A 19,624-nucleotide genomic window follows, 5' to 3' on the forward strand; every position below is an offset into this window, starting at 1 on the left:
CCAATGTACGCCTCGTCACATGACCTCCGGGTTACATCGGAGGGAGTGTCCGGTAAATGACAGCTGTGTAATTCCGGCGGCGCGGCCTACGCGCCGAAGCGGCGCTGGCGCCCCGCGTAGTCGCGGAGCGCGCGGAGGAAGTCGATCCTGCGGAAGGCCGGCCAGAGGGCCTCGCAGAAGTAGAACTCGCTGTAGGCGCTCTGCCACATGAGGAATCCGGAGAGACGCTGCTCTCCCGAGGTGCGGATCACGAGGTCAGGGTCCGGCTGCCCCGCCGTGTACAGGAACCGCGAGATGTCCTCGACATCCAGCCGTTCGGCCAGCTCGGCGATGTCCTCTCCGCGCGCGAGGGCATCACGGAGGAGCTCCCGGACCGCGTCGACGATCTCCCGGCGGCCCCCGTAGCCGACCGCCACGTTGACGTGGAGGGGCTCGGACGGGCTGGGCTTCGCGGTGAGCCGGGCAAGCCGCTCGGCCAGGTGGTCCGGGAGGATCTCGGGTGCGCCCATGGCGTGGACGGAGACGTTCGGGTCGTCGTCGAGGCGGTCGAGCGTCTCGGCGATGATCTCAGTCAGCTCACGGAGCTCCTCGGTCGAGCGGCTCAGGTTGTCCGTCGAGAGCATGTAGAGCGTGACCACCCGCACGCCGAGCTCCCGGCACCAGCCGAGGAACTCGTGGATCTTGTCCGCGCCGGCGCGGTGGCCCTGGCTCGTCGGGGCGTTGAACTGGCGGGCCCACCGCCGGTTCCCGTCGACCATGACACCGATGTGGCCGGGAATGCTCTCCGGGCTGAGCGACCGGACGAGACGGCGCTCGTAGTAGCCGTAGAGGAAACCGGGCAGTTCCATGCCCCTCCCGCCCGATTGATTCCCATGCCATCACAGGCCTGTAGATGCCGCCTCCTAGGCTACCGCAGGCTCCATGGCCTTCCCCGCGCCGGACCCCCAGACAACCCGGGCACGAGCGGCAGCGGATTCTACTCATCGGTAACCTACCGGCCCGTACGATAAAATGCTCTCTATGCAGCTTCAGGCCGCCCGCGCAGAGCTCCTTGCCCTCAAGCCCTCGTGGCGTGGGTGGATCCATGCGGTCGCGACCCCGCTCGCCCTCGCGGCCGGGATCGTGCTCGTGGTTCTGGCCCCCGGCACCGACCGGAAGGTCACGAGCGGCATCTACGCCTTCACGGGCCTCCTGCTGTTCTCGGTCAGCGCGGTGTACCACCGCGGGAACTGGAAGCCGAGGGCCAAGGCGGTCCTCAAGCGCCTGGACCACACGAACATCATGCTCGTCATCGCCGGCACCTACACGCCGCTGTCCTGGGTCCTGCTCCCCCGCCCCACCGCGCTGCTCCTGCTGACGCTCATCTGGACGGGCGCGCTCGTCGGGGTGGCCTTCCGGGTGATCTGGATGCGGGCGCCTCGGTGGCTCTACGTGCCGGTCTACGTGGTGCTGGGCTGCGCCGCCCTCCTGTTCCTGCCGGACTTCTTCGCGGCGAGCGTTCCGGCGGCCATCCTCATCTGCGTGGGCGGCGCCTTCTACATCGCGGGCGCGGTGTTCTACGGCCTCCAGCGCCCCAACTTCAGCTGGGACCACTTCGGCTTCCACGAGTTCTTCCACGCCTTCACGGTGCTCGGCTTCGCGGCCCACTTCGTCGCGATCCTGATCGCCGTCGTGGGCCTGCCGGTCGCCGGCTAAGCGGAGCGCCGGCGGGGCTCCGGCTCAGCCGCCGGGCGCGAGCTGCTCGCGCAGCTGGTCGGCGGTGCGGACGGGGAGCCTGCAGGCGAAGTCCCGGCACACGTAGGCGAGCGGGCCGCCGTCGGCCGCACCCGGCCGATCTTCCAGCAGGGGCACGACGGCGCCGGCGCGCCCGCCGCCGTCTGCCCGCCCCGCGCTGTCCCCCGCCCCTGCCGCGGTGGCGTGGTCCGTAGACCCGAGTGCCACGGCGAGCCCCGGGCTCGGGTCGAGGAGGGCAGCACGGTGGAGCAGGCGCGTCTCCGAGGCTCCTCCGTCCTGCAGGGGGCCGACCACCGCAACCTCGAGCGGGCCGGCCAGGGTGGCCTCGGCGACGGCGAGGAGCCACCCGGCGACCCGGGGTGACTGGCCCACGAGGCGCGGGAGCCCAGCGAGGATGGCCCGTGCGACGGCGCGATGCTCGCCCGAGCCGCTGTAGGCGGCGAACGACGTGAGGGCGCCGGCGAGCAGCGACGCCCCCGAGGGCGCCTCGTTGTCCATCGCGTCGAGGGCGCGGGACCCGCCGAGGGCGGCGGTGGCGCCGGTGCGGGCCCCCGAGAGGTCGAGGGAAGCGTCGGAGAGCAGGCCGTCCTCGACGAAGCGGCTCCGGGCGGCGTCGAGGAGCTGCCCTGCCCACCTGTACCAGCGGGCCTCGCCCGTGCACGCGAAGAGGGCGAGGGCGCCCTCGGCGCAGCCCGCATAGTCGGCGAGCATGCCCTCGACTCCCCCGGCGGCGCCGCCGTGGGAGACCCGCGTCAGCGTCTGCCCGTTCCAATGGACCTCGGCGAGAAGGGCTGCCGAGGTCTCTGCCGCCGCGAGGAGGTCCGGGCGGTCCAGGACCACCGAAGCGTCGGCGAGGGCCGCCACGGCCAGCCCGTTCCAGCCAGCCACCGCCTTGTCGTCCCGCCCCGGCGGCGTCCGGCGGGAACGCGCCTCGAGCAGCGCGGCCCTCGTCCGCGCGAGGAGCTCCCTCTCGTCGGCGCCCAGCTCGCGGCCCGCGTGGAGTGGCCACCCGGGACCGCCGTGGGAGCCGGGCGGCGAGCCCGGCCGCACGCCGAACACCGACGCCAGCCGCGCGCCGTCGTGCGCTCCCGCCGCCTCCGCGAGCTCCCCGGGGGTCCAGACGTAGTAGGCACCCTCGACGTGCTGGCCACCGCGCTCCGAGTCCGCGTCGAGCGAGGACGCGAAGCCGCCGCCGGGGAGGCCGAGCTCGCGGACCATCCAGTCCGCGGTCAGCGCCGCGGCCTCCCGGGCCTCGTCTGCCGGGAACTCCGGCGAGGCGCCGAGGCGCACCCAGTGGGCGAGCGCGCGGAGCAGCTGGGCGTTGTCGTAGAGCATCTTCTCGTAGTGCGGCAGGGACCAGTCCGCGGTGACGGAGTAGCGCGCGAACCCACCCGCCAGGGTGTCGAACAGCGCCGAGCGGCACATGGCCGCGAGGGTGCGCCCGGCGAGCGCCTTCGCCGCGGCCGCGGTCGCCGTGCCCCCTGCGGCGTGGCGGACGAGGAACTCCGCCACGGGCGACGGCGGGAACTTCGGCGCGCGCCCGAACCCGCCGTGGGTGCCGTCCTCCTCCCGGCCGAGGCGGACGACGGCGTCGCGCGCGAGGGCGGCCAGCTCGCCGTCGTCGATCCCTGCCTCGGGTGCGTCGAGGCGCAGGAGCTGGTCCGAGAAGAGGCCGCCGAGCGCCTCGGCAAGCGCCGCCGCCTGGCGTTCGACGGCTTCCCGGCGGTTCCGCCACGCGTCGGAGACGGCCTCGAGGATCTGGCGGAAGCTGGGCTGTCCCGGGTGCGGAGTCGGCGGGTAGTAGGTGCCTGCGTAGAACGCGCGGCCGTCCGGGAGGGCGAAGATGCTCAGGGGCCAGCCTCCCTGGCCTGTCATCGCCTGGCACGCGGCCATGTAGGCGGAGTCCACGTCGGGCCGCTCCTCCCGGTCGACCTTGACGGGGACGAAGCGTTGGTTGAGCTCTGCGGCGGTCGCCTCGTCCTCGAAGGACTCGTGCGCCATGACGTGGCACCAGTGGCAGGCGGCGTAGCCGATCGAGACGAACACGGGGACGTCGCGGCGCGCAGCCTCGGCGAAGGCCTCCTCGCCGAACGGCTGCCAGTGGACCGGATTGTCAGCGTGCTGGCGGAGGTACGCGGACGGGGATCCTGCGAGTCGGTTGGCCATGGCCCCAGTCTGCCGCATGGAGGGCAGCGGGGCTCAGGCTCCGGGCTCGCCCTTCTCGGGCTCGCGCTCGGCCTCGTCGGGCTCGCGCTCGGCCTCGCGGGCCTCCTCGACCTGGGCGCGGTAGCGGACGCGGCGCAGGCGGCGGACCATGTCCACGATGAGCAGGATGGTCAGGACCACCACGAAGGCCGTCAGCAGGAACCCCCACGTTCCCGGCGTGATCTGGTCCTCGCTCAGTCCCGGACGCAGCGTCCCCTCGGGGGACGGCGGGGTCTGGGACAGGGCGATGAGGAGGTTCTGCACCGGTCTATCCTAGCCGGGCGAACAGGTCCCCCTCTGTCTCGCCCTCCTGGGGGAAGCCGACCGTTGACTCGATGAGCGAGTAGTCCTCCCAGGGCCATTCGCGCTGGCGCAGCTCGAGCGAGACCGCGAAGAACCACCCGTCGGGGTCGATCTGGGTGCCGTGGGCGAGGAGCGCCCGGTCCCGGACCCCGAAGTACTCCGCGCACTCCACCTGGGTCGTCACAGGGTGGCGCGAGGTCCACGGGCGGTGCCCCTCGGCGTCGTTCTCCGCCGCGCGCGCCACCCAGTCGGCGTACGGCGACTCGAGCCCGGCGGAGACCAGGGCGTCGTGGATGCGGCGGACACGGTCCGGATTGAAGGGGACGTCGTAGTACAGCTTCGCCGGCGCCCACGGCTCGCCAGTGCCGGGGTAGGCGTCAGGGTCGCCCGCGGCGCGGAAGGCCTCGACGGCCACGCGGTGGGCCATGATGTGGTCCGGGTGGGGGTAGCCGCCGTTCTCGTCGTAGGCGACGACGACGTGGGGACGGTACTCGCGGATGAGCTTCACGAGCGGCGCCGAGGCCTGCTCGAGCGGGAGCGTCGCGAAGGACCCCCAGGGAAGGGGCGGGAGGGGGTCCCCCTCCGGGAGGCCCGAGTCCATGAAGCCTAGCCACCGGTGCTGGACGCCGAGGATCTCCCGTGCGGCGGCCATCTCGATCCTGCGCGCGCCGGCCATGTCCCGCCTCGGGTGCGGCGCGTCGAGCAGGTGGGGATTCTGGATGTCCCCACGGGCGCCGTCCGTGCAGGAGACCACCATGACCTCGTGGCCCTCCGCCAGATACTTCGCCATCATGGGAGCACCCTTGCTGGACTCGTCGTCGGGGTGGGCGTGGACGGTCAGGAGCCGGAACGATCGGGGGTTCTGGGACACGCCTCCTAGAATAGTCGGGTGAGCCAGACCCCCACCCTCGCCTCCCGCTACGGCACGCCGCGGCGCAGGCTGCCGAAGCGCACTGCGCGGATCCTCGTCGTCGTCGCCCTCGTCGTCGGGATTGCCGTGGCTGGATGGCTCACCGTCCTGAGCACGACCCGCAACGCCGTCACCTCCAAGGACATCGGCTTCCGGACGCCGGACGCCTGGCATGCCGAGCTCGACTTCGCCGTGACGAAGGACGCCTCGGCGAGCGCCGTCTGCGCCGTCAAGGCCCTGTCCGAGACGTACGCCGTGGTGGGGTACCGCGAGGTGGCGGTCGGCCCGGACCGCACCGCCACGGGCACGACGACGTCCCTCACCACCGCGGCGATCCGCACCGAGAGCGCGGCCGTCTCAGCAGTGGTCGACTCGTGCTGGCTCACGTCCAGGTAGTCGGTGTGACGCGGGACACGCCAAGGGCTGTCTTTGGCTTGGGCTCCCGCGATCATTAGAATGTACTAATACCCATTGCCCCGCCGGTGGCCAGAAGCGCTCCCGAGGCATCCTGCCTCAGGGGGTTTGCGCACAGCCGCAGGCGGGGTATTTGCATGGAAAGACGCGACGAGGAGACAAGATGTCCACCACGACCCATCAGGGCGGCGCCTGGCTCACGCAGGAGGCGTACGACCGACTCAAGGCCGAGCTGGACCACCTTTCGGGGCCTGGCCGACACGAGATCGTCGAGAGGATCGAGGCCGCCCGCCAGGAGGGCGACCTCAAGGAGAACGGCGGCTACCACGCGGCCAAGGAGGAGCAGGGCAAGATCGAGGCCCGCATCCGCCAGCTGACCGAGCTGCTGCGCAACGCGCACGTCGGGGAGAAGCCGGCCGACGACGGCGTGGTCGAGCCCGGCATGCTCGTGGTCGCGAAGATCGCGGGCGAGGAGGAGCGCTTCCTCCTGGGCTCGCGCGAGATCGCCGACGGCGGCAGCGACGTCGACGTCTTCAGCGAGAAGTCCCCGCTCGGCGCCGCGATCGTCGGCCACAAGCAGGGCGACAAGCTCTCCTACACCGCGCCGAACGGCAAGGAGATCGCGGTCGAGATCATCTCGGCCACGCCGTACAACGGCTGAGACTCGCCACAGCCCAGCAAGCACAGCACACACGACGGCGCCGCCCCCGCTCGGGGAGCGGCGCCGTCGCCGTCTCCGCTGGTCCGCACGCGTCCTAGTAGAGGGCCCGATCAGCTAGGAGATGGCCCGGCGGGGCCGCTGCGGGCGCATGACCAGGGCCGCGATGACCCCGCCCGCGAGGCCGAACAGGTGGGCCTGCCAGGAGATCCCCCGCCCGACCGTCGGAAGCACCCCGAGCAGAACGCTGCCGTAGGCGAGGAGGAGAAGGACGGCCAGCAGGATCTGCCACCACGAGCGGTTGAAGAATCCGCGCACGAGCAGGAAGCCGAACAGCCCGAAGATCACCCCCGACGCCCCGACGGTGACCGAGTGGCCGAAGAGGCTGCCGCCGAACAGCCACACCCCCACGCCGGAGGCGAGCCACGAGAGCGCGACGGCGGTGAGGAACTGCCGCAGCCCTGCGAGGAACGCGAGGAAGCCGAAGACCACGAGGGGCAGCGTGTTGGCCGCGAGGTGGTTCCAGCTCGACGCGTCGTGGACGAGCGGAGAGGTGAGGATGTCCGGAAGGCTCGTCACGTCCCGCGGCCGGATGCCGAACGTCAGCGAGAGCCAGCCGAACGTGAGCATGTTGGCCACTTGGATCGCATAGAGGACCGCGATGATCCCGGCCATGGTGGCAATGCCGGCCCGGGCCCGGCTGGCGAGCTCCGCCTGCCGCGCTGACGGCCTCCGGACCATGCGCTTCCCGCTCAGACGTGGATGACGATCGGCTGGAAGCCCTCTGCCCGCAGGGCGCGGAGCACCTGCTCGCAGTGCTCGTGGCCGCGGGTCTCCATGTCGATGGTGATCGCGACGTCGCCCATGCTGATCGAGCCGCCCACGCGCGTGTGGTCCACGCCGGTGACGTTGGCGTCGTTCTCCGCGATGATGCGGGAGATCGTCGCGAGCGATCCGGGCCGGTCGTCGAGCATCATCCGGACGGTGAAGAAGCGCCCCGCGGCGGCGAGGCCTCGCTGGATGACCTTGAGCATGAGCATCGGGTCGATGTTGCCGCCGGAGAGGATCACGGCAGTCTTCTTCGCGTTGATCCCCAGCTCGGCGAGCTTCCCGTCCATGAGGGCCGCGACCCCGACGGCGCCTGCGGGCTCGACCACGAGCTTGGCCCGCTCCAGGAGGAAGACGAGGGCCCGGGCGAGCGACTCCTCGCTCACGGTCACGAAGTCGTCGACGAGTTCGCGGATGATGCTGAACGGCAGCTGGCCGGGGAGGCCCACCGCGATGCCGTCCGCCATGGTCGCGGTGCTCTGGAGGGGGACGAGCGCGTCGGCGGCGAGGGACGGCGGATAAGCGGCCGCGTTCTCAGCCTGGACTCCGATCACCTTGATGTCCCGCCCGAGCTCCTTGGCCTTGGCCTTCACGGCGACGGCGACCCCGGCGAGGAGGCCCCCGCCGCCGACGCCCATGATGATCGTGTCGACGTCGGGCACCTGCTCGAGGATCTCGAGGCCCAGCGTGCCCTGCCCGGCGACCACGTCCGGGTTGTCGAAGGGGTGGACGAAGACCGCGCCGGTCTCGTCCGCGTAGCGTTTGGCCTCAGCGAGCGCCTCGTCCACGTTGTGCCCGTGCAGGACGACCTCGGCGCCGTGCGAGCGGGTGGCCTGGAGCTTCGGGAGGGCGACCCCGAGCGGCATGTAGATGCGGGCACGGATCCCGAGGCGCTTCGCGGCGACGGCGACGCCCTGGGCGTGGTTGCCGGCCGAGGCCGCGACGACGCCGCGCGCCCGCTCCTCGTCGCTCAGGCGCGCCATGCGCACGTAGGCCCCACGGACCTTGAAGGAGCCGGCCCGCTGGAGGTTCTCGCACTTGAAGTAGACCTCGGTGCCGACCTGCGCTCCCAGCGCCCGGGAGGTCTCGATGGGAGTCTTCGCAATGATCCCCTCGAGCAGCTCCTGCGCGCTCAGGACGTCGTCCAGCGTCACAGCGAGAGTCGAGAGAGTTTCCATGCGCGTGTGCTCCTCAGCAGTGGCAGTCAGTCGGCGGCCCGGGGCGGCTCCGGCGCCGCACCGGCGTCGGGCTCTGCAACAGGCACGTCTCCAGTTTCCCACGCCCGCGAGGCGATGTAGCGCACAGCTGAATTTGCGACGGCGAGCGTGGGCACCGCGAAGAGGGCGCCCGGGATGCCGGCCAGGAACGAACCGGCCGCCACGGAGAGGATCACGGCGACCGGATGGAGCGAGACCGCCCGGCCCATGATGAGCGGCTGGAGGATGTGGCTCTCGAGCTGCTGCACCGCCAGGACGATGACTAGCATGATCACCGCGTTCACCAGGCCGTTCGCCACGAGCGCGAGGAGGACGGCGACGACGCCGCTCACCAGCGCGCCGACCACGGGGATGAACGAGAACACGAACACGAGGATCCCGAGCGGGATCGCCAGCGGGACGCCCAGGATCGCCGCGCCCACGCCGATGCCGATGGCGTCCACCGCCGCGACGACGACCTGGATGCGGACGTAGTGCACGAGCGAGGTCCAGCCGACGCGTCCGGCGCCGTCGGTGGCGCGGCGCGCGGCACGCGGCAGCAGGCCCACGAGGAACCCCCAGATCCGCTCGCCCTCGAGCAGGAAGAACGCGAGCACGAAGAGGGCGATGAGCGCGCCCGTGAGGATGTGCCCCGCCGAGGAGCCAACGGAGAGCACACCGCTCACGAGGCTGCCCTGGTTGTTCTGCACGATGTTGCGGGCGTCCGCGATGTACGTGTCCATCTGGGCCGCGGTGATCTGCAGAGGGCCCTCGGCGAGCCACCGCTGGATCTCGGACAGGCCCGCGAGCGCCTCATCCCACAGCTGGGCGAAATCGGCCGAGATCTGCCGGCCCACTAGCGTCAGGAGGCCGGCGACGACGGCGACGAATCCGATCTCGGTGATGGCCACGGCCAGCCCGCGCGGCATCCCGGCCCTCATGAGCCAGCCCACGGCCGGGGCCAGGAGCCCTGCGAGGAGGGCCGCGACAAGGACCGGGATGACGAGGAAGCTCAGCTGGGCGAGCCCCCAGGCGACGGCGGACGCGACGACGAGGATGATCGCGAGCCGCCACGACCACGCCGCGGCGATGCGCAGCCCGAACGGGAGGTCGGCGTCGGTGACGGGGCGTGGGGGCAGGCGGCGCGGACTAGTCGGCTCCATGGGCCCATCCTGCCAGAGCGCTCAGCGGCCCGAGCGCTCAGCGGCCCGAGCGCTCAGCGGCCCGAGCGCTCAGAGGCTCGAGCCGATGCCCCATCGCATGGACGCCGTCTCCCCCGGGCCGAGCCACCCGAGCCCCTCCCCGGAATTGAAGGCGTTGGCGGGCCCGGTCATGGGTTCGAGGGCCACGGCCTTCGTCCGCCCGGGGAAGGTCACGCTGACGAAGACGTGGACGTACTGGCATGCAGCCTCCTGCCACAGCCAGACCGAGTGGCCGTCGGGCGCCGTGAGCGTGCTGCGCGCACGCCCGTCCTGGAACTCGAGGTCCGTGAAAGCCGCATCGAGCGCGAGCTCCGACACGCGGCGGCCCCGGCGCAGGTCGTTCTCCCCTGCGGCCGGCTCGTGCGAGCGCGGGATGAGGCGTTCGTCCGCGACCAGTCTGGTGGCGGCCGGGACCGTGAGGACCAGGTCCTCGGTGGGCACGTCGCCGATGCGCAGGTAGGGGTGGGCGCCGAGCACCCATGGCGCCCGGGCGGGCGAGTGGTTCGTGAGGCTCTGCGTCACGCTCAGGGCGCCGTCGCCGTCGAGCGCGTACTCGACCCGGTGGCGCACGAGGAACGGGTAGCCGTGCTGCGGGAAGACGCTCGCCTCGAGGACCGCGGAGGACTCCGAGCCGCCGATGAGCGCGTACCCGGTGTTGCGGAGCAGGCCGTGGCTCGCGTGGCCGCGCGACGGTTCGGTGAGGTCCAGCTGCTGCGGCCGGCCCTCCAGCGTCCACCTGCCGTCCTCGATCCGGTTGGCCCAGGGCGCGAGGGTGATGCCGGTCGCGCCGGGCGGGATCTGGTCGTCGCCGAACGTCTCGGTGAGCACGACGCCGTCGCGCGAGTAGGAGCGCAGCGTCGCGGCGAGCTCGGTCACCACGGCGACGGCGCCACCTGAGCGGAGCTCATACTGGCGCCCGGTGGCAGGGATGCTGGGAGAGGTCATGGAGTCACGCTAGCGGTCTTCCCTCCGGCCGCTCCAGATGTTATCTTTTGTTAGAAACATTTTGTTTGTGTGAAGGGGGGCGGGCCATGCTCGCAGCGGAGCGGCACGCGCGGATCGTCGCGGAGCTCGAACGGAGGGAAGCGGTGCGGGTCGCCGAACTCGCCGCCACCCTGGGAGTGTCCGAGATGACCATCAGGCGGGACATCGAGCACCTCGAGGCGCAGGGGCTCGCACGGCGTGTCCATGGGGGCGCCGCACGCCCGGCGGACGTCGGCTTCGCCGACCCGGGCTTCGCCGTCAAGAGCGAGCAGAGGCCCGACGCGAAGAGCGCGATCTCCCAGCGCGCCCTCGAGCTCGTGCGGCCCGGCGCGACGATCTTCGTCACCGCGGGCACCACGACCTTCGCCTTCGCCCGCCTTCTCGCCTCGGTGCCGGACCTGACCGTCGCGACCAACTCGATCAAGGTCGCGGAGGCGCTGGGCACGCCCTCCCAGGGAGGCGTGCGCACGATCCTCACGGGCGGCGAGCGCACCGCGTCGGAAGCGCTCGTGGGACCGCTGGCCACCGCGACGCTGGCCGAGCTCCATGTGGAGACCTGCTTCATGGGGGTGCACGGGCTCCATCCCCGAGCCGGCCTGACGACGCCCAACATGCTCGAGGCGGAGGTCAACCGCGCGGCCGCGGAGGCGGCCGCCCGGCTGGTCGTGCTGGCCGACCACAGCAAGTACGGCCTCGTGAGCCTCGCGAAGATCCTCCCGCTCGATGCGATCGATACCCTCATCACGGACGACGGCCTCTCAGAGGCCGCCCTCGACGAGCTCAGGCAGAGCGTGCCGGACCTCGTCGTCGCCCCCATCGCCTGACCCCGGTGTCCCGACCCTCGGAGGAACCATGAGCGCCCACTCCCCCGCGGCCACCAGCACGCGGCTCTCCGACGGACGCGAGCTGATCTACTTCGACGACCCCGGCAGGCCGCCGCGCACACCCCCGCCCGATGCACGGGGCCTTCCCGGGCGCGCGGAGCCCGGCGAGGTGCGGTACGACGAGCTCTCGGGCGACTGGATCGCGGTGGCGGCCCACCGCCAGTCCCGGACCCACCTCCCGCCGGCGGAGGCGTGCCCGCTGTGCCCGAGCACCCCGGGGAACCTCTCGGAGATCCCCGCGGAGGACTACGACGTCGTCGTGTTCGAGAACCGCTTCCCGTCCCTGGGACCCGCGCTCGCGGAGCTCCCGGACTCCCTGCCGTGGGGTCAGAGCGCCCCCGCCGCCGGACGGTGCGAGGTGGTCTCCTTCACCTCCTCCCACACCGGGTCCTTCGGCGGCCTTCCGTACGGGCGGGCACGGACCGTCGTCGAGGCCTGGGCCCACCGCACCGCCGCGCTCAACGCACTACCCGGCATCCGCCAGGTCTTCCCCTTCGAGAACCGCGGCGCGGACATCGGCGTCACGCTGCACCACCCCCACGGCCAGATCTACGCCTACCCCTACGTGACGCCCCGGGCTGCGCAGCTCGGTGCCCGCGCGCGGCGCCTCTACGACGAGGCCGGCGGCCGTGCGACGCTCCTCGGGGTGCTTCTGGACCGCGAGCGCACGGCGGGCGAGCGCATGGTCCTCGAGGGCGCGCACTTCAGCGCCTACGTGCCCTTCGCCGCGCGCTGGCCGCTCGAGGTCCACCTCGTGCCCCACCGGCACGCCGCGGACTTCGCGGACCTGACGGGCGAGGAGAAGGACGAGCTCACCGAGGTCTACCTGCGGCTCCTGCAGGCAGTGGACGCGCTGTACGACGCCCCCACCCCCTACATCGCCGCCTGGCACCAGGCGCCGCTCGACACCGTCCTGCGGCCCGCGGGCAGGTTCCACCTCCAGCTCACGTCCCCGCGCAGGGCGGCGGACAAACTCAAGTTCCTCGCCGGCTCGGAGGCCGCGATGGGCGCCTTCATCACCGACACCAGGCCCGAGCAGGTCGCCGCACGCCTCCGCTCGGCACTCGCCGGGCTCCCTGCCCCGGCGGCCGAACCCAGCACAGGACGGAAGGCACGCGCGTGAGCTCCGCGATCCCTGGCCAGGCCGGCCCCGTCCTCGAGGCCTTTGCGGCAGCCTACGGCGGCACGCCCGACGGCGTGTGGCAGGCGCCCGGGCGCGTGAACCTCATCGGCGAGCACACGGACTACAACGAGGGGTTCGTGCTTCCCTTCGCCATCGACCGCTCCTCCCGCGTCGCCGTCCGCGCCCGTCCCGACCGGCGCGTCAGGCTGGCCTCGACCTACGGGCGGGAGGGCGTCGTCGACCTCGGCCCCGACGGGATCACCCGCGAGGCTGCGCGCGGCTGGACGGTCTACCCGGCCGGCGTCGTGTGGGCGCTGCGGCAGCGCGGAATCGAGGTCCCGGGCTTCGATCTCGTCCTCGAGTCGAACGTGCCGCTGGGGTCGGGGCTGTCGTCGTCGCACGCGATCGAGTGCGCCGTCGCCATCGCACTCGCCGAGCTCAGCGGCGCGCAGCTCTCCACCGAGGAGCTCGTGCTGCTCACGCAGCGGGCCGAGAACGACTTCGTGGGCGCACCCACGGGCATCATGGACCAGTCGGCGTCCCTGCGCGCCACCGCCGGCCACGCGGTGTTCCTCGACTGCCGGGACCAGCACGCCGAGCTCATCCCGTTCGACGCCCCCGCCGCAGGGCTGACCGTGCTCGTCGTCGACACCAAGGTCGCGCACTCCCACGCCGACGGCGGCTACGCGAGCAGGCGGGCGGCGTGCGAGCTCGGGGCGGAGGTGCTCGGGGTGGACGCGCTCCGCGACGTCACCTCGGCTGACCTGGCCGAGGCGCGGGGCCTGCTCGACGAGGTGACGTTCCGACGCGTGCGCCACGTCGTCACCGAGGACGAGCGCGTGCTCCGCACCGTCGAGGTGCTCCGCTCCGAGGGGCCGGCCGCGATCGGCCCCCTCCTCGACGAGAGCCATGCGTCGATGCGGGACGACTTCGAGATCTCGTGCCCCGAGCTCGACCTCGCCGTCGAGACTGCCAGCTCCAGCGGCGCCGTGGGCGCACGCATGACCGGGGGCGGGTTCGGCGGCTCGGCGGTCGCCCTCGTGCCGACGACGGCGGAGGCCTCCGTCCGGGCCGACATCACCACCGCGTTCGCCCGGGCCGGCTACCGCGAGCCCGAGGTCTTCAGCGTCTCACCCGCAGACGGGGCCCGCCGGCTCCTGTAGCGCAGGAGGGAGAAGCCTCGGAACCAGCAGCGGGAGCCTCAGAGGTAGAGGCCCACGTCGCTCGCGGGCTCGTCGCGCTCGGCGACCGCGTGGAGGTCGCGCTCGCGCAGGAGGATGTAGTCATGGGCCGAGACCTCGACTTCGGCCCGGTCCTCGGGATCGAAGAGAACACGGTCCCCGACGGCGACCTGGCGCACCGTCGGTCCCGCCGCCACGACCTCGGCCCACGCGAGGCGCTTCCCCAGCATGGCGGTCGCCGGGATGACGATGCCGGAGACCGAGCGACGCTCGCTCGCGTCCTTGTCGAGCGCGACCAGGACCCTGTCGTGGAGCATGCGCAGCGGGAGCCGCCGCGGGGCTGCAGGAGGTTTGGGGGCGGTCTCGGCTGCGTCGGGATCTCGGTGTGGCACCGCATCATTCTAGGCGAGCGATGCCCGGGGAACTCTTTCCTGCCGCCGTTCGTGGAACGGACAGCGTCCTCACGCGGACCATCGAAGCCGCGGACCGGGACAATCGGCTGGGGCCACACCAGCCGACCACCATCGCCCGCCACCGTAGCGGGCCGTCGACAAGGAGCCGACACATGGCATTCGGGGGGAACCCGGTCTTCCGGGGGAAGAACTTCAGAAGCGCCGTCACGACCGCACCGCCTGTCCCGCACGCACCCTACGGGCAGCAGCCCTACGGCCAGCAGAACCCGTACGGCCAGCCCTACGGCCAGCAGGCCCCGTACGGGCAGATGAGCCCGGAGCAGCTCGACCAGATGTACAAGGCGCCGTCGGCCGGTCCGGTCGAGACGGGCCGCATGACCTACGACGACGTCATCATGAAGACGCTCGCGTGCCTCGGCTTCGTCGTCGTCGGCGCAGCCGTCACGCTGTTCGTCCCCGCCGGCGCGGCGATGGGCCTCATGGTCCTGGGCGCCATCGGCGGCTTCGTGCTCGCCCTCGTCAACTCCTTCAAGCGCGAGCCCGTCGCTGGCCTGATCCTCGCCTACGCGGCCCTTGAGGGTCTGTTCCTGGGCGGGATCACCCGCGTGATCGACAGCATTGCCCCGGGGGTGGGCTTCCAGGCCGTCCTCGGGACGGTCGCCGTCGCTGGCGTTACCCTTGCCCTCTACAAGAGCGGCAAGGTGCGCGCGACGCCCGGCCTGATGAAGTTCTTCCTCATCGCGATCGTCGGCTACCTGGCCTTCAGCCTCATCAACCTCGGGCTCGTGATGTTCGGGGTCGTCTCAAGCCCGTGGGGCCTCCGGGGCATCACGATCATGGGCATCCCCCTCGGCGTGATCGTCGGACTGATCGCGGTCGTCCTCGCCGCGATCTCCCTGATCCTGGACTTCAACAGCATCGAGCAGGGTGTGCGCGCAGGGGCTCCGCGGCGCTTCGCCTGGACCGCGGCGTTCGGCCTCACGGTGACGCTCGTCTGGCTCTACACCGAGATCCTCCGCCTGCTGGCGATCTTCAACAGCAACGACTGACGCGCCACGGCGGATCTGCCCCCGCCCGAAGGCCCTCGGACCGCTCGGTCCGGGGGCCTTCGTCGTCCCGGGGCCTTCGTCGTGTCCGGCAAGGATGGTGCAGCCATCGTGAAGCTGGACACTCAGGCCGCTGAGGCGTCTCTTCACAGTTGTTACCGGATCGCGACGTTCCGCAGCCTACCGACCCGGCTTCGGGGCCATGCCGCACAGGTACGATGGCGTTCCAACGGGTGATCAACGTCACAACTCGTCGTGATGCTGCACGCCCGCCGGACCCACTGCCCGGCCTGCCCACAGGCTGGCCGGCGCCCGGACCTATGGAGGCCCCCTACGTGAAAAGCGCAGCCCAGGCCGCCCACCCGCCCAGGGTGCTGGCGGTCGCAGGTGCCCTGATCGGCGCCGTCCTCGCCGTGCTGCTGGCCTTGGCGCCCGCGGCCGAGGCGACCAGCTCGCCGAGCCCGTCGCCCAACCCCTCTCAGACGGTGTACCAGAATACGATCAGCGGCTTCCTGAGGAATGAGGGGCAGCCGCTGCAGAATGTCGAGATCAAGGTGAAGGGCAATGGCTTCGAGGGCAGCACCCGCTCGGGAGCCAACGGCGCCTGGTCGGTCGGCGTCCCGAGTCAGGGCACGTATCAGGTCGAGGTCAATACCTCGACGCTCCCAGAGGGGGTCAAGCTCGCGGAAGGGCAGGAGAACCCGCGCAACGTCACGTTCAACCAGACCTCCAACGTCAGCGCGATCTTCGCCTTCGGCAAGGGCATCCAGGTCGCCCAGGCCAACCTGGGCCAGGAGATCATCAACCGGCTGGTCGCGGGCTTGAGCTTCGGCCTGCTGCTCGCACTCTCGGCGGTCGGCCTGTCGCTCATCTTCGGAACCACGGGCCTCACCAACTTCGCCCACGGCGAGATGGTCACGCTCGGCGCCGTGACGGTGTTCGGGCTGGCGGCGGCGGGGCTGCCGTTCTGGCTCGCGGTGCTCCTCGCCCTCGTGGCGAGCGCGGCGTTCGGCTGGGTGCAGGACGCCGCACTCTGGAGGCCCCTGCGGCGCAGAGGCACCGGCCTCGTTCCGATGATGATCGTGAGCATCGGCCTCGCCCTCGCGGTCCGGTACGTCATCCTCTTCTTCTTCGGCGGCGCCACCCAGCAGCTCCCCTACGCGCAGAGCCCGGACATCCAGCTCGGCCCCGTCTCGATCTCGCCGAACAACCTGTGGTCCCTGCTCATCTCCGCCGTGGTGATCGCAGCCGTGGGCATCGTGCTGCTGAGGACCCGGCTGGGCAAGGCGACCCGCGCCGTCGCCGACAACCCCGCGCTCGCCGCCGCCTCGGGCATCGACGTGGACCGGGTGATCCGCATCGTCTGGGTCACTGGCGGCCTCCTCGCCGGCCTCGGCGGCATCCTCTGGGCGTACTACCGGCCCGGAGTCACCTTCGACATGGGCCAGCAGATCCTGCTGATGATCTTCGCCGGGGTGACCCTCGGCGGCCTCGGGACCGTCTTCGGCGCCCTCGTGGGATCGGTCGTGGTCGGCGTCTTCGTCGAGCTGACGACCGTCTTCGGGGTCTCGAGCGACCTCAAGTACGTGGGAGCCCTGGCGATCATGATCGCCGTCCTCCTGTTCCGGCCACAGGGCATCCTGGGCCGCCGCGAGCGAGTGGGCTAAGGGAGACGCCTTATGGACTTCGGATTCATCCTCACCAACGCGCTCGGCGAGCTCGTCAGCCCCACGACGGCGGCCTACGCGCTCGCGGCGCTCGGCCTCGCCGTCCACTTCGGCTATTCCGGCCTGCTCAACTTCGGCCAGGCCGGCTTCATGGCCGTCGGAGCCTACGGGTTCGCCATGTCGACCATCCATCTCGGCACCCCCTTCTGGGTCGGCCTCCTCATCGCGGTCGTCGCGTCGGTGGTCTTCGCACTCCTCCTCGGCGTACCGACTCTGCGGCTGCGGGCCGACTACCTCGCCATCGTCACGATCGCTGCGGCCGAGATCGTCCGCTACGTTGTGACCACCAACAGCCTCACCTCGGTGACGGGCTCGGCGAACGGCCTGGCAGCCTTCCGGCAGGACTTCCTCCGGCTGAACCCGTTCCCCGAAGGGAACTACTTCGGCTACAGCGGCCCGGACTTCTTCTACCGGTTCTTCGGCTGGGGCATCGTGATCATCGCGGGCGTACTCGTCTGGCTGCTCATGCGCAGCCCGTGGGGCCGCGTCCTCAAGGGCATCCGTGAGGACGAGATGGCCGTCCGCTCGCTCGGGAAGAATGTCTACGCCTACAAGATGCAGGCGCTCATCATCGGTGGCATCCTCGGAGCGCTCGCGGGCATGGTCTTCACCCTCCCCCGTGACGTCGTTCAGCCCTCGAACTACGGGACGGAGCTGACGTTCTTCCTGTGGACGTGCCTCCTCCTCGGGGGCATGTCCACGGTGCTCGGCCCGGTAGTGGGCGCGATGATCTTCTGGGTGGTCCTCTCCCTCACGCAGGGGGTCCTCTACGGCCTCATCGAGTCTGGGACCGTCACCTGGCTCACCACCACCCAGGCCGGGCAGCTCCGCTACATCCTCGTCGGTGTGGCGCTGATGCTCCTCATGATCTTCCGGCCGCAGGGCGTGTTCGGCAACAAGAAGGAACTGGCATTCACATGAGCCACGCTGCATCCTCACCCCAGGGCCCGGCCCGCGAGCCGGACCTGTCCGGCAACGAGTACATGACGGACTCCAGGCCCATCGCCGAGGGCGAGCCTGGGCCCGGCTGCCGGAAGAGGGACCCGATCGTCATCGCGGACAACGTGAGCCGGAGCTTCGGCGGGATCAACGCGGTCGATGTCGAACACCTCGAGATCCCCCGGCACAAGATCACAGCGCTCATCGGCCCCAACGGTGCGGGCAAGACGACGCTGTTCAACCTGCTCACCGGCTTCGACACACCCAACTCGGGCAAGTGGCAGTTCGAGGGCAGGGACCTCGCCGGCATCTCCTCCTACAAGGTCGCCCGGATGGGCATGGTCCGCACGTTCCAGCTGACAAAGGTCATGGGCAAGCTCACCGTGATGGAGAACATGCGCCTCGGTGCCTCCGCCCAGCCCGGGGAGCGGCTCCGGAACGCGCTCTTCCAAGGCATCTGGGGCGCGCGCGAGAAGGAGATCACCTCTCAAGCCGAGGCCCTCCTGACCAAGTTCAAACTCGACACGAAGCGGGACGACTACGCGGCATCGCTCTCGGGCGGTCAGCGCAAGCTCCTCGAGATGGCCCGCTCCCTCATGGTCAACCCCAAGCTCGTCATGCTCGACGAGCCCATGGCCGGGGTCAACCCGGCACTGACCCAGAGCCTGCTCGACCACATCAAGAACCTCAAGGCGGAGGGCATGACGGTGCTGTTCGTCGAGCACGACATGCACATGGTCCGCCACATCGCGGACTGGGTCGTGGTCATGGCCGAGGGCAAGATCGTAGCGGAGGGCCCGCCGGCCGAAGTCATGAAGGACCAGGCCGTCATTGACGCGTACCTGGGCGCACACCACGATGTGGACCTGGGCACGAGCGGCGGCGTCAAGGCCCTCGAGCAGGAACTCGCGCAGGACGAGGAGTCCATCGTGGGGACCGAGGACGCCGGCATCATCGCACCCGAGAGCGTGCTCGGAGACGCCGAGACGCTCAAGGTCGATGCCCCGAAGCACGAACGCGGCGCCGACACCCGGAAGGAGGAGGGGAAGTGAGCGAGAGCAGCACCAGCAGCCAGGGGGCCGGCACCGTGACGGACGAGCGCGTCGTGACGGTCACGAACCTCGTGGCCGGGTACATCCCGGGCGTGAACATCCTCAACGGCTGCAGCATCGAGGCCCGCAAGGGAGAGCTCATCGGCATCATCGGACCCAACGGCGCCGGAAAGTCGACGCTGCTGAAGGCCATGTTCGGCCTCGTGAAGGTCCACTCGGGCTCCGTGGTCGTGCGGGGACAGGACCTCACCGGGCTCAAGGCGAACAGGCTCGTGAGCCGCGGCATCGGATTCGTCCCGCAGACCAACAACGTCTTCACGTCCCTCACGATCGAGGAGAACATGCAGATGGGCCTCTTCCAGCGGCCCAAGGTCTTCAAGGAGCGGTGGGACTTCGTGGTCGAGCTGTTCCCCGAGCTCGGCCGGCGACGCGCACAGCGGGCGGGCTCCCTCTCAGGTGGCGAGCGCCAGATGGTCGCCATGGGGCGCGCGCTCATGATGGAGCCGGCCGTCCTGCTCCTCGACGAGCCCTCGGCGGGCCTGTCCCCCGTCAAGCAGGACGAGACGTTCCTCCGCGTCCACGAAATCAACCGCGCAGGCGTCTCAGTCATCATGGTGGAGCAGAACGCCCGCCGCTGCCTCCAGATCTGCGATCGGGGCTACGTCCTGGACCAGGGCCGCGATGCCTACACGGGCACAGGGCGCGAGCTCCTGCACGACCCGAAGGTCATCCAGCTCTACCTGGGCACCCTTGCCGACACTGTGGAGGGTGAGGACAAGTAGAGCGTCCGCGATCCCGCGCCAAACGGGAGGGCCCCGGTTCCTT

At 70.9% G+C, this 19,624-nt stretch carries 20 protein-coding genes; 11 read left to right on the forward strand and 9 right to left on the reverse strand.

The annotated features are described in order from the left end of the window. Window positions 1-86 precede the first annotated feature (86 nt). Window positions 87-848, reverse strand: coding sequence for an isoprenyl transferase (locus tag ACQ5BE_RS06255; protein WP_208711991.1), 762 nt, complete (start codon window positions 846-848; stop codon window positions 87-89). 172 nt (window positions 849-1,020) lie between these two features. Between ACQ5BE_RS06255 and trhA the strand changes: the two genes are divergently transcribed. Further along, window positions 1,021-1,695 (forward strand): PAQR family membrane homeostasis protein TrhA, encoded by a 675-nt coding sequence (gene trhA, locus ACQ5BE_RS06260; protein WP_430296104.1) that lies wholly within the window; start codon window positions 1,021-1,023, stop codon window positions 1,693-1,695. Window positions 1,696-1,719: 24 nt separating this feature from the next. Here trhA and ACQ5BE_RS06265 read toward each other — a convergent pair whose 3' ends face one another. Genes ACQ5BE_RS06265 through mca form a run of 3 tightly spaced genes read right to left on the reverse strand, consistent with a single transcriptional unit; the run spans window position 1,720 to window position 5,113 of the window. Beyond that, window positions 1,720-3,900, reverse strand: coding sequence for a thioredoxin domain-containing protein (locus tag ACQ5BE_RS06265; protein WP_430296105.1), 2,181 nt, complete (start codon window positions 3,898-3,900; stop codon window positions 1,720-1,722). Window positions 3,901-3,933: 33 nt separating this feature from the next. Further along, window positions 3,934-4,203, reverse strand: a complete 270-nt coding sequence (locus tag ACQ5BE_RS06270) for a hypothetical protein (RefSeq protein ID WP_413250357.1) — start codon at window positions 4,201-4,203, stop codon at window positions 3,934-3,936. Between the two features lie 4 nt (window positions 4,204-4,207). Beyond that, a complete protein-coding gene (mca, locus tag ACQ5BE_RS06275) occupies window positions 4,208-5,113 on the reverse strand; it encodes a mycothiol conjugate amidase Mca (RefSeq protein WP_430296106.1) in 906 nt (301 codons plus the stop codon). Between the two features lie 18 nt (window positions 5,114-5,131). Here mca and ACQ5BE_RS06280 point away from each other — a divergent pair, with 18 nt between their 5' ends. Then, complete coding sequence (locus ACQ5BE_RS06280) at window positions 5,132-5,548, forward strand: DUF4307 domain-containing protein (protein ID WP_430296108.1); 417 nt, start codon at window positions 5,132-5,134, stop codon at window positions 5,546-5,548. Window positions 5,549-5,729: 181 nt separating this feature from the next. Next, window positions 5,730-6,227 (forward strand): transcription elongation factor GreA, encoded by a 498-nt coding sequence (gene greA, locus ACQ5BE_RS06285; RefSeq protein WP_430296109.1) that lies wholly within the window; start codon window positions 5,730-5,732, stop codon window positions 6,225-6,227. Between the two features lie 114 nt (window positions 6,228-6,341). On the opposite strand, the gene ACQ5BE_RS06290 is transcribed toward greA, so the two are convergent. The 4 genes from ACQ5BE_RS06290 to ACQ5BE_RS06305 form a co-directional block, all read right to left on the reverse strand. Continuing rightward, window positions 6,342-6,965: a rhomboid family intramembrane serine protease gene (locus tag ACQ5BE_RS06290; RefSeq protein ID WP_430296110.1), complete on the reverse strand. Its 624-nt coding sequence runs from the start codon at window positions 6,963-6,965 to the stop codon at window positions 6,342-6,344. A gap of 11 nt (window positions 6,966-6,976) precedes the next feature. Then, window positions 6,977-8,230: a threonine ammonia-lyase gene (gene ilvA, locus ACQ5BE_RS06295; RefSeq protein WP_413250352.1), complete on the reverse strand. Its 1,254-nt coding sequence runs from the start codon at window positions 8,228-8,230 to the stop codon at window positions 6,977-6,979. A 26-nt stretch (window positions 8,231-8,256) separates the two neighbouring features. Further along, the gene (locus tag ACQ5BE_RS06300) at window positions 8,257-9,411 is read right to left on the reverse strand and encodes an AI-2E family transporter (RefSeq protein WP_430296111.1); all 1,155 of its coding nucleotides are present in this window, start codon (window positions 9,409-9,411) and stop codon (window positions 8,257-8,259) included. Window positions 9,412-9,480: 69 nt separating this feature from the next. Further along, on the reverse strand, window positions 9,481-10,395 hold the full coding sequence (locus ACQ5BE_RS06305) for an aldose 1-epimerase family protein (RefSeq protein ID WP_430296112.1): 915 nt from the start codon (window positions 10,393-10,395) through the stop codon (window positions 9,481-9,483). A gap of 86 nt (window positions 10,396-10,481) precedes the next feature. Here ACQ5BE_RS06305 and ACQ5BE_RS06310 point away from each other — a divergent pair, with 86 nt between their 5' ends. From ACQ5BE_RS06310 to galK, 3 genes are read left to right on the forward strand one after another with little or no spacing between them, the layout of a single operon-like run. Continuing rightward, on the forward strand, window positions 10,482-11,258 hold the full coding sequence (locus ACQ5BE_RS06310) for a DeoR/GlpR family DNA-binding transcription regulator (protein ID WP_430296113.1): 777 nt from the start codon (window positions 10,482-10,484) through the stop codon (window positions 11,256-11,258). 28 nt (window positions 11,259-11,286) lie between these two features. Then, the gene (galT, locus tag ACQ5BE_RS06315; RefSeq protein ID WP_430296116.1) at window positions 11,287-12,441 is read left to right on the forward strand and encodes a galactose-1-phosphate uridylyltransferase; all 1,155 of its coding nucleotides are present in this window, start codon (window positions 11,287-11,289) and stop codon (window positions 12,439-12,441) included. Then, complete coding sequence (galK, locus tag ACQ5BE_RS06320; RefSeq protein WP_430296118.1) at window positions 12,438-13,604, forward strand: galactokinase; 1,167 nt, start codon at window positions 12,438-12,440, stop codon at window positions 13,602-13,604. Before galT ends, galK begins: the two co-directional genes overlap by 4 nt. A gap of 38 nt (window positions 13,605-13,642) precedes the next feature. Here the strand turns inward: galK and ACQ5BE_RS06325 are convergent, their stop codons facing one another. Further along, entirely contained in the window at window positions 13,643-13,939 is a 297-nt protein-coding gene (locus tag ACQ5BE_RS06325; RefSeq protein WP_430296294.1) for a GroES family chaperonin, read from the reverse strand. Window positions 13,940-14,187: 248 nt separating this feature from the next. Between ACQ5BE_RS06325 and ACQ5BE_RS06330 the strand changes: the two genes are divergently transcribed. From ACQ5BE_RS06330 to ACQ5BE_RS06350, 5 genes are all read left to right on the forward strand, one after another. Continuing rightward, window positions 14,188-15,084 carry a Bax inhibitor-1/YccA family membrane protein gene (locus tag ACQ5BE_RS06330; protein ID WP_430296119.1) on the forward strand — a complete coding sequence of 299 codons (897 nt, stop codon included), beginning with the start codon at window positions 14,188-14,190 and terminating at the stop codon, window positions 15,082-15,084. 317 nt (window positions 15,085-15,401) lie between these two features. Next, on the forward strand, window positions 15,402-16,748 hold the full coding sequence (locus tag ACQ5BE_RS06335) for a branched-chain amino acid ABC transporter permease (RefSeq protein ID WP_430296120.1): 1,347 nt from the start codon (window positions 15,402-15,404) through the stop codon (window positions 16,746-16,748). 12 nt (window positions 16,749-16,760) lie between these two features. Next, window positions 16,761-17,729, forward strand: a complete 969-nt coding sequence (locus tag ACQ5BE_RS06340; protein WP_430296121.1) for a branched-chain amino acid ABC transporter permease — start codon at window positions 16,761-16,763, stop codon at window positions 17,727-17,729. Next, window positions 17,726-18,799, forward strand: a complete 1,074-nt coding sequence (locus ACQ5BE_RS06345; RefSeq protein ID WP_430296122.1) for an ABC transporter ATP-binding protein — start codon at window positions 17,726-17,728, stop codon at window positions 18,797-18,799. Before ACQ5BE_RS06340 ends, ACQ5BE_RS06345 begins: the two co-directional genes overlap by 4 nt. Continuing rightward, window positions 18,796-19,581 carry an ABC transporter ATP-binding protein gene (locus ACQ5BE_RS06350; protein WP_430296123.1) on the forward strand — a complete coding sequence of 262 codons (786 nt, stop codon included), beginning with the start codon at window positions 18,796-18,798 and terminating at the stop codon, window positions 19,579-19,581. The genes ACQ5BE_RS06345 and ACQ5BE_RS06350 overlap by 4 nt, the downstream gene beginning before the upstream one ends. Window positions 19,582-19,624 lie beyond the last annotated feature (43 nt).

Origin of the sequence: Sinomonas sp. B1-1 (assembly GCF_050474465.1) — a bacterium.
GTDB classification, from domain to species: domain Bacteria; phylum Actinomycetota; class Actinomycetes; order Actinomycetales; family Micrococcaceae; genus Sinomonas; species Sinomonas flava.